Source organism: Streptomyces sp. yr375, assembly GCF_900110755.1.
GTDB lineage: Bacteria > Actinomycetota > Actinomycetes > Streptomycetales > Streptomycetaceae > Streptomyces.
This window is the reverse complement of the sequence record NZ_FOFF01000036.1, coordinates 83,544-91,902: the sequence shown is the minus strand read 5'-3', so window position 1 is coordinate 91,902 and position 8,359 is coordinate 83,544. Positions and strand designations below refer to the sequence as shown.

Annotated in this window: 7 protein-coding genes and 2 rRNA genes; 3 read left to right on the top strand and 6 right to left on the bottom strand. The window is 69.2% G+C overall.

Features of this window, described 5'->3' with window-relative positions; all coding sequences use genetic code 11:
- The 3 genes from BMZ82_RS28455 to BMZ82_RS28445 form a co-directional block, all read left to right on the top strand.
- A 23S ribosomal RNA gene (locus BMZ82_RS28455) occupies window positions 1–127 on the top strand; the annotation flags it as partial.
- 95 nt (window positions 128–222) lie between these two features.
- Window positions 223–339: ribosomal RNA gene (gene rrf, locus BMZ82_RS28450) — 5S ribosomal RNA — on the top strand.
- A gap of 71 nt (window positions 340–410) precedes the next feature.
- The gene (locus tag BMZ82_RS28445) at window positions 411–953 is read left to right on the top strand and encodes a GNAT family N-acetyltransferase (protein WP_093780252.1); all 543 of its coding nucleotides are present in this window, start codon (window positions 411–413) and stop codon (window positions 951–953) included.
- Between the two features lie 15 nt (window positions 954–968).
- Here the strand turns inward: BMZ82_RS28445 and BMZ82_RS28440 are convergent, their stop codons facing one another.
- From BMZ82_RS28440 to BMZ82_RS28415, 6 genes are all read right to left on the bottom strand, one after another.
- Window positions 969–2,528, bottom strand: a complete 1,560-nt coding sequence (locus tag BMZ82_RS28440; protein ID WP_093780251.1) for a type IV secretory system conjugative DNA transfer family protein — start codon at window positions 2,526–2,528, stop codon at window positions 969–971.
- Between the two features lie 19 nt (window positions 2,529–2,547).
- Entirely contained in the window at window positions 2,548–3,981 is a 1,434-nt protein-coding gene (locus BMZ82_RS28435) for an ATP-binding protein (RefSeq protein ID WP_093780250.1), read from the bottom strand.
- 14 nt (window positions 3,982–3,995) lie between these two features.
- Window positions 3,996–5,555 (bottom strand): SCO6880 family protein, encoded by a 1,560-nt coding sequence (locus BMZ82_RS28430; protein ID WP_093780249.1) that lies wholly within the window; start codon window positions 5,553–5,555, stop codon window positions 3,996–3,998.
- Complete coding sequence (locus BMZ82_RS28425; protein ID WP_093780248.1) at window positions 5,552–6,898, bottom strand: hypothetical protein; 1,347 nt, start codon at window positions 6,896–6,898, stop codon at window positions 5,552–5,554. The genes BMZ82_RS28430 and BMZ82_RS28425 overlap by 4 nt, the downstream gene beginning before the upstream one ends.
- On the bottom strand, window positions 6,888–7,742 hold the full coding sequence (locus BMZ82_RS28420; protein WP_177244697.1) for a hypothetical protein: 855 nt from the start codon (window positions 7,740–7,742) through the stop codon (window positions 6,888–6,890). Before BMZ82_RS28420 ends, BMZ82_RS28425 begins: the two co-directional genes overlap by 11 nt.
- A 200-nt stretch (window positions 7,743–7,942) precedes the next feature.
- Window positions 7,943–8,251, bottom strand: coding sequence for a hypothetical protein (locus BMZ82_RS28415; RefSeq protein WP_003991275.1), 309 nt, complete (start codon window positions 8,249–8,251; stop codon window positions 7,943–7,945).
- Window positions 8,252–8,359 lie beyond the last annotated feature (108 nt).

The window sequence follows — 8,359 nt, the reverse complement described above, 5'->3', positions numbered from 1 at the left end:
GAGATGAGTATTCCCACCCCCTTTGAGGGGTTAAGGCTCCCAGTAGACGACTGGGTTGATAGGCCGGATGTGGAAGCCCAGTAATGGGTGAAGCTGACTGGTACTAATAGGCCGAGGGCTTGTCCTCAGTTGCTCGCGTCCACTGTGTTGGTTCTGAAACCACGAACAGCCCCATATCCCTGGGCCACAGGGTGTGGTGCGGCTGAAACAGTTTCATAGTGTTTCGGTGGTCATAGCGTGAGGGAAACGCCCGGTTACATTCCGAACCCGGAAGCTAAGCCTTACAGCGCCGATGGTACTGCAGGGGGGACCCTGTGGGAGAGTAGGACACCGCCGAACAAATATTGCGAAAATCCCCGTATCGAATAATCGATACGGGGCTTTTCTGCGTTTCCGTTACGGTGGTGCACATGAACTACCAGATCCGTTCCATACGCGCCGACGAGTGGGCCGCTGCGAAGGAGCTGCGGCTCGTCGCGTTGCGGGATCCGGTCGCGCATCTCGCTTTTCTCGAGACGTACGACGCTGCCGCTGCCAGGCCGGATTCCTTCTGGCAGGAGCGGGCTGTGGGGGCCTCGGTGGGTGCCGGCGGGGCCCAGCAGATCGTGGCCGAGGGGCCGGACGGTGAGTGGGTCGGGACCGTGACCGTACTCCTGGAAGAGGCCGGGACGACCGACTGGGCCGGGTTCCCGGTCGAGCAGCGGCAGGGACACATCGTCGGCGTGTTCGTGCGGCCGGAGTGCCGGGGCATCGGGCTCACCGAGGTGCTCTTCGACGCGGGGCTCGAATGGGCCTGGAGCCGGGAGGCCGAGCGGGTGCGGCTCATCGTGCACGAGGACAACGGCCGGGCCCTGCGGTTCTACGGAAAGGTCGGGTTCGTGGCCACCGGGGTGGTCGTGCTGCTGGGGGACGCGGAGGAGCGTGAGTTGGAGATGGTCGTCGAGCGGCCGTAGTGCGTTTCTGGCGACCTATACCGGGAGTTCGTGGTGGGGCCAGCGGGCCTTGGCCTGTTCGCGGGAGCGGAGCAGGGCCAGGGTGGGGAGGCCGCGGTCCGTGCCGGTGGCCAGGAGGTCCGGGAGCTCGGAGATCGGGGCGACCGCCGCCACGTCGTCCAGGATCAGGGTCAGTGGTGGGTCGAGGCGACCGGAGGATGACCGTTCGGCCATGCGCCGGCCGCGCTCGACCACGCTGGAGACGAGGGCCGTCAGGAGGGGCATCGCGCCGGGGTTCGACCTGGGGTCCTCGATGGATTCACCGAGCACATAAAGCGTTCCCCCTTCGTTCACGAAGGAATCCAAGGCGAGGGCATCACTTCGGTTGGGAGTGCAGGCCTCGCGGATGTTCACCGTGGAGAGGGCGGCCAGGGCACGGGACGTCAGTTCCTGGGCGATGTCGCGGCGTTCGGGGTGGGCGGTGAGGGCGGCTTCGAGTTCGCCGGCCGCGCCCGGGGCCGCCTTCGGGTTGGTGCGCAGGGCACGGACCGCATCCTGGATTCCGGTGCCCTGGGACCAGCGGTGGACGTGGCGGATCGTGCGGCCGTCGATGGCGGCGGCGTGGAGATAGCTGCGGAGGAGGATCTCCGCGGTGTCGCTGACCGCCTGGTCGAGGCGCGCGGTGGGGCGGACGGGGGTCAGGAGCGCAGCGGCTCTCGCCACTGCCGTCGCCTTGTCCGCGCAGCCCGCAGTGGGGGACCAGTGCAGGCGGGCAGGGGTGTCGCAGCGGTGGGTGGGGTCGTAGAGGTGGACCGGGCCCAGTTTGGCTCGGGCGTCCTTGGTGTCCTGCCAGAGGACGGGGTTGGAGGTGAGGATGAGGGCAGGGCCGCCCTCGGCGTCTCGGATGGCCTGGGCCGCGGTGGCGTGGCGGGTTGCCGCGGGGGCGTAGTGCACGGAGCCTTCGGGGCGGGTCGTCTCCCACGCGTCCGCCTCAGCCGCCACAGCCGTCCCATCCGGCTGTGCAGCCGGCAACAGAGACGTAGAGGTCGGCGTCGGCTCGGGGGCTGGCGGCCTGGGGGTCAGCCATGCGGGCGGCTCTGCCTCGCCCCGTGGTCCGATCCCGACCCCGGGCTCCGTCCTCTGCACCGGTACCTCGTGCCCTGTCGCCGGTGCTGTCAGCGGTGTCGGAGTCGTGGCGTCGGCCGTTTCCGTTGCGCCCGTTCGTCTCCTTGCTCGTACCGCTCGCCACCTTGCGACGGTGCCCATGGTGAAGACCGTCAGGACGAGCAGGATCATCAGTTGGCCGATGAACAGGCCCCAGAAGAGGCCGTAGCCCGAGAGGGTGGGTGGGGATGCCTCTGGCCAGGCGCCGGGGATGTCGTGGGGTTGGGCGATGAGGTGGCGCATGGCCAGGGGGGTGCGGGTGAAGGTGACGCCGGTGGGCCAGGCGCCGTGGGAGAAGAGGGCTGCCAGGCCGGTCGCCGTCCAGACCAGGAGCGTCATGCCCAGCAGGAACGCGAGTATGCCCACCAGCAGGCCGTCGGGGACGCCCCCTTGGGGCCTTCCCTGGCGGTGGTGTTCGTCGGTTGGTCTCATCCCTCGGTCCCCGGCCCCCTTACGCCACCGTCGACTCGGACGAGCCGTCCAGGTCGGCCAGGTGTTGTTCCATGAAGGCCGCCGCTCGGCGTTCCTGTTCCAGTTCGGCGGCGAGGAGGGCGTCGTCGTCGGCTGCGGCCGCCTGGTCGGCGGAGGATTCCGTCATGGCGCGGTCGGTGAAGACCAAGGGCCGTTCCGTCTCTGTGACCAGGTGTTTCACCACCTGTACGTTGCCGTTGACGTCCCAGACCGCGATGCCGGGGGTGAGGGTGGGGATGATCTCGACCGCCCAGCGGGGGAGACCCAGGACGCGGCCTGTCGCCCTCGCCTCGTCGGCTTTCTGCGCGTAGATCGTCCTTGTCGACGCCATTTTCAGGATCGCGGCCGCTTCCTTCGCCGCCGCTCCGTCCACGACGTCCGACAGGTGGTGGACCACCGCCACGAACGACAGGCCGAGGCGGCGGCCGAACTTCAGCAGTCGCTGGAACAACTGGGCCACGAACGGGCTGTTGATGATGTGCCAGGCCTCCTCGACCAGGAAGATGCGCTTCTTCCGGTCGGGGCGGATCCAGGTGTGTTCGAGCCAGACCCCGACGATCGCCATCAGGATGGGCATGGCGATCGAGTTGCGGTCGATGTGGGACAAATCGAACACGATGAGGGGGGCGTCGAGGTCGATGCCGACCGTGGTGGGGCCGTCGAACATGCCTCGGAGGTCGCCGTCGACCAGGCGGTCGAGGACGAGTGCCACGTCCAGGCCCCAGGCCCGTACGTCGTCTATGGCGACGTTCATCGCCTCCGCCGACTCCGGTTCGGGGTGGCGGAGTTGTTCGACGATGTCCATCAGGACCGGCTGGCGTTCGACGATCGTCTCGTTGACGTAGGCGTGGGCGACCTTGAGGGCGAAGCCGGAGCGTTCGTCGAGGCTGTGGCCCATCGCCACCTCGATGATGGTGCGCAGCAGCGCCAACTGGCCTGTCGTGGTGATCGACGGGTCCAGGGGGTTGAGGCGGATTCCCATGTCCAGGGCGGCCGTCGGGTCCAGGCGGATGGGGGTTATGCCCAGCGCCTGCGCGATGAGGTTCCATTCGCCGACGCCGTCCTCGCCCTGGGCGTCCAGGACGACGACCTGGCGGTCGCGGAAGCGGAGCTGGCGCAGGACGTAGGTCTTCTCCAGGGCCGACTTGCCGTTTCCGGACTCGCCGAGGACCAGCCAGTGCGGCGCGGGGAGCTGCTGGCCGTAGAGCTGGAAGGGGTCGTAGATGTACCCCTTTCCGGAGTAGACCTCGCGGCCGATGATGACGCCGGAGTCGCCGAGGCCGGGGGCGGCCGTCGGCAGGTAGACCGCCTGGGCCTGGCCCGTGGAGGTGCGTACCGGCAGCCGGGTCGTCTCGATCTTGCCGAAGAGGAAGGAGGTGAAGGCGTCCGTGAGGACGGACAGCGGATCCCGCATCAGCTCATCAGCCCCTACCTTCGGATTCCGGTGGCGAACGGGAGGGTGTTCACGAACGCCCGGTGGTGCTCTCGGTCGCACCACTCCAGCTTCAGGTACGACTTGCCGGCCGAGGCCCTTATCGTCCGTTTGTCGCGGGCGAGGGCCTCGGGGGTGCGGGAGGAGACGGTGATGTAGCCGACCAGGTTGACGCCGGCCGCGCCGGAGGCGAGGTCCTCGCCGCGCTGGTCGAGGCGGGAGTGGGCGGCGACATCGCGGGGGTCGACGGTGCGGTTCATCTTGGCGGCGCGGCTGGCCTCGGCGTCGTCGTTGGTCTTCTCGGTCAGCATGCGTTCGATGGCGACCTCGGTGGGTTCGAGGTCCATCGTGACGGCGACCGTGCGGATGACGTCCGGGGTGTGGACGAGGAGGGGGGCCAGGAAGTTGACGCCGACGGGGGTCATCGGCCACTCCTTCACCCATGCGGTGGCGTGGCACCAGGGGGCGCGGGTGGACGACTCGCGGGTCTTGGCCTGGAGGAACGTCGGCTGTACGGCGTCCAGTTCGGCCGGCCAGGCGTTGCGCTTGGTCATCGCCTGGATGTGGTCGATGGGGTGGTCCGGGTCGTACATGGAGTGGACGAGGGAGGCGAGCCGGCCCTGTCCGAGGGGCTGGCGGACGCGGATGTCCGCCTCCTGGAGGCGGGAGCAGATGTCCGTCAGCTCGCGGGCCATGACGACGGCGAGGCCGGCGTCGCGGTCCAGTTTGCGGCCGGAGCGGGGGCGGGCGGCGCGGGCCATGGCGTGGGCCTCGGCGGCGAGTTCGCGGGTGTAGTGCATGCAGGCGACGAGGTAGGCGCGGTGCTGTTCGCTGCTCGTGGACACCATGGACTGGAGCTGGTCGTAGGAGCGGGCCAGCCAGTCGGGGGACTTCTCGTCTCCGCGTACGGCGACGTCCTTGGCGTGGGCGTCGGGGTCGGCGGGGAGGGTGCGGGCGAGCATCTGGAGGCGGGTGACGAAGCCGTCGCCGTTGGCCACATGCTTGAGGAGGGTGCCGAAGCGGTCGACGAGGGCCTCTTGGTCCTCGCTGTCGCGCAGGCCGACGCCCGGGCCCTCGATCTCGATGGCCGCCGTCACCGTACGCCGGTCGGCGTGCAGGAGTACGGCGATCTCGTCGGGCCCGAAGGGGGCGGCGAGCCAACTGATGCGGCCGATGCCCGGGGGCGGGCCGATCTCGATCTCCTGGCCGTCGAGGCGGGTGCCGGCCTCCATGGCGGTCGAGCGGTACGTGGTGCCCTGGCGGAGGCTGCGCTTGTAACTGCGGTTGATCTCGAACCACTTGTAGAACGTGCGGTGCTTGTACGGCACGTAGACGGCGGCCAGCGCGAGCATCGGGAAGCCGCTGAGCGTGGCGATGCGCAGGGGGAGGACGGGGACGAGGAGGCCGCACATCATGCCGAGGAACGCGCCGATGACGATGAGCGCGATCTCGCCGGTCTCGCGGTTGCGGCCGACGATCGCGTTCGGCCGGGCGCGGCCGATCAGATATGTGCGGCGGGGCGTCATCGCGTGGGACAGGTGGGAATCGGTCGTCAACGCCCTTCACCTCCCGTGCGGTTGGGGCTGCTGTTGCGGTTGTTGCCAGCGTGCGGGGTGTTGACCGGGCTGCTCGCGCGGGGTGCGGGTGCGGCGGAGGGGACAGATCCGCCGCCCCCGTTCGAGGAGCGCGAGCTGTGCGCGGCGACCCCGCCGCTGACGGGGTTGGACGGGCGGGCGCCGGAGCCGCCGCCGGACTGGCCGCCGCCGTTGTTGTCCGCACGGGTGCTGTGGGTCTTGATGCCCTGGGCGACGAGGGTCGCGGGGCTGCTGATGACGGCGGCGGCCTTGCCTTCGGCGCCCTGCATGATGCGGTTGTTGCGGCCGCTGGCGATCTCGTCGCCGAAGCCGGGGACGAAGCGGTAGATCATCGCGCTGGCGAAGATGGCGAGCAGGATGATGGAGAGGCCGGAGACGACGGCGGAGAAGGCGTTGGGGCCGTCGTCGCTGGCCAGCGCGCCGGCGAGGCCGAGCACTATCACGATGACCGGTTTGACCAGGATGACGGCGATCATGATGCCGGCCCAGCGGCGGACGTGGCTCCACAGGTGCTTGTCGACCAGGCCCGCGTAGACGACGGTGCCGAGGAGCGCGCCGATGTAGAGGAGGGCGGCGCGCAGGACGAGCTCCAGCCAGAGGACGCCGGCGGCGAGGATCGACACGAGTGAGACGACGATCAGCATGATCGGGCCGCCGCCGATGTCCTCGCCCTTGGCGAGGGCGGCGGAGAAGGTGCCGAAGAACGTGTCGGTCTGGTTGCCGGTGGTCTTCGCGAGGACGTCGGTGATGCCGTCGGTGGCGGAGACGACGGTGTAGAGGATGAGGGGGGTGAAGGCGGAGGCGAGGACGGTGAGCCAGAGGAAGCCGACGGCTTCGCCGATGGCGGTGGTGAGGGGGACTCCGCGCACCGCCCGCTTGGCGACGGCGAGGAGCCACAGCAGGAGCGTCAGGACGGTCGAGGCGGCGAAGACGACGGCGTACTGCTTGAGGAACTTCTCGTTCGTGAAGTCGACGTTCGCCGTGTCCTTCACGGCGTCGCTGAGCTTGTTGACGGTCCAGGCGGCGGCGTCGGCACAGCCCTTGGCGAGGGAGGAGAGGGGGTCGAGGGTGTCGGAGACGTTGGGGGCGACGGTGCCGGAGGACGGGTTCTCCCCCTTTTCGCAGTAGTCCCTGGCGGGGCCGCGGATGAGTTCGCTGCAGGCGCTGTCGCTCGGGGACGCGGAGGGGGACGGAGACGCGCTGGGCGACGGCGCGGCGACGGCGCGGGTGGCCAGCAGCACGGCTGTGGTCTGAACGGCGGCCAGGGCGGCCGTCACCTTGAGGGGCAGGTGCTTAGCGCGCATAGGTGAACCCTCCGAACTCCTCGACGGCCTTCGTCATGTCGTCGGCGGTGGAGGCCTGTTGGTCGCGCCCGACCGGAACGGGCCCGTCCTTCTGCTGGAAGTCGGTGACCTTCCAGTCGTTGTCGGTCCACGCGAGCTGGTAGGTGGTGGTGAACCAGCTCTCGGAGACGGGGTTGGTCGAGGCCGCGCCCGAGAGACCGAAGAGCGACGTGTACCAGACCTCGACGGTGGCGTTGTTCGCGGCGGACGCGGTGACCTTGGTGCCCACGGGAATGATCCGGGAGACGAAGGTCTGGCCGTCCGGGGCGGTGCCGTCCTTGTCGAGCCCGATGTTGCTCAGGAACGTCTCGCTCGCGTACGCGGTGTCCAGGGCGGACTGCCGGGTGGCGGCGACGGCGGGTGCGTACACGGTGTCGACGATCTGGTGCCGTCGGTCCGTGACGAACATGTCCGCCGACCCCAGTGCCACGGCGTAGTTGGAGGCGGCGCTCTGGGCGCCCTGCGCGTCGTGCGCGAAGCCGGAAGGGATGTTGTTCGTCTTCGACTCGACCGGCTTTGTGCCGGTGGGGGCCGTGCTCGTCGTCTTCGGCTTGTTGGCGGGGGTGGAGCCGTCGGCCGAGGTGGATGCGGAATCGTCTCCTCCGCGGTTCGCGAAGGCGATCGCCGCGATGAGGAGGACGACGACGCCGACGACCGTGACCAGGCTCCGGGAGGAGGAGCGGGGGCCTTGGCCGGCGCCGCCGTAGGGGTCGTTCTCGGGGAGGCGCAGGCGGGTTCCGCCGTAGCCGCGGCCCTCGTCGGGGCGTGCGGGTTCGCCGTAGTCGTGTTCGTCGCCGGGAGTCATGCCGCGTACGCCCCCTTGCTGCCGTACCGGACCGCGTAGAAGTACGACGGTAGCCGTGCTGGTTCCCGCGCGGGCGCGGTGTGGTGACTCGACATCAGGGACATCAGGGAAACGCAACCTCAGCCGGTGGGCACGACAGGTGGGTGGGGACGGCGGGCCGGGCGCGCCCGGACGGGACGGGGTGGTGCGCGGGACTCCTGCTACACGGCCATGCCGTACACGATCGTGAAGAGTGTCCCGAGGGAGCCGATGATGAAGACGCCCGTCAGGCCCGCGATGATGAGGCCCTTGCCCTGTTCCGCACTGAAGGTGTCCCGTAGGGCGGTCGCGCCGATGCGTTGCTTGGCCGCGCCCCAGATGGCGATGCCGAGGCAGAGCAGGATGGCGACCGCCATCACGACCTCGATCATCACCTTCGCCTCGTTGCCCAGGCTGCCGAAGGGCCCCCAGTCCGGAGCGATCCCGCCGATGATGGTGTTGATATCGCCCTTGTCGGCCGCAAACAGCATGTAAGTCACCGCCCCTGGTGGGTAGTTCTGCCGCTCCTCTGCCGGTGTGCAGAGGTCACGCCTCATTCTCGCCGACAAATCCGCCGTCGTATGTCGACTTGGCGTCTT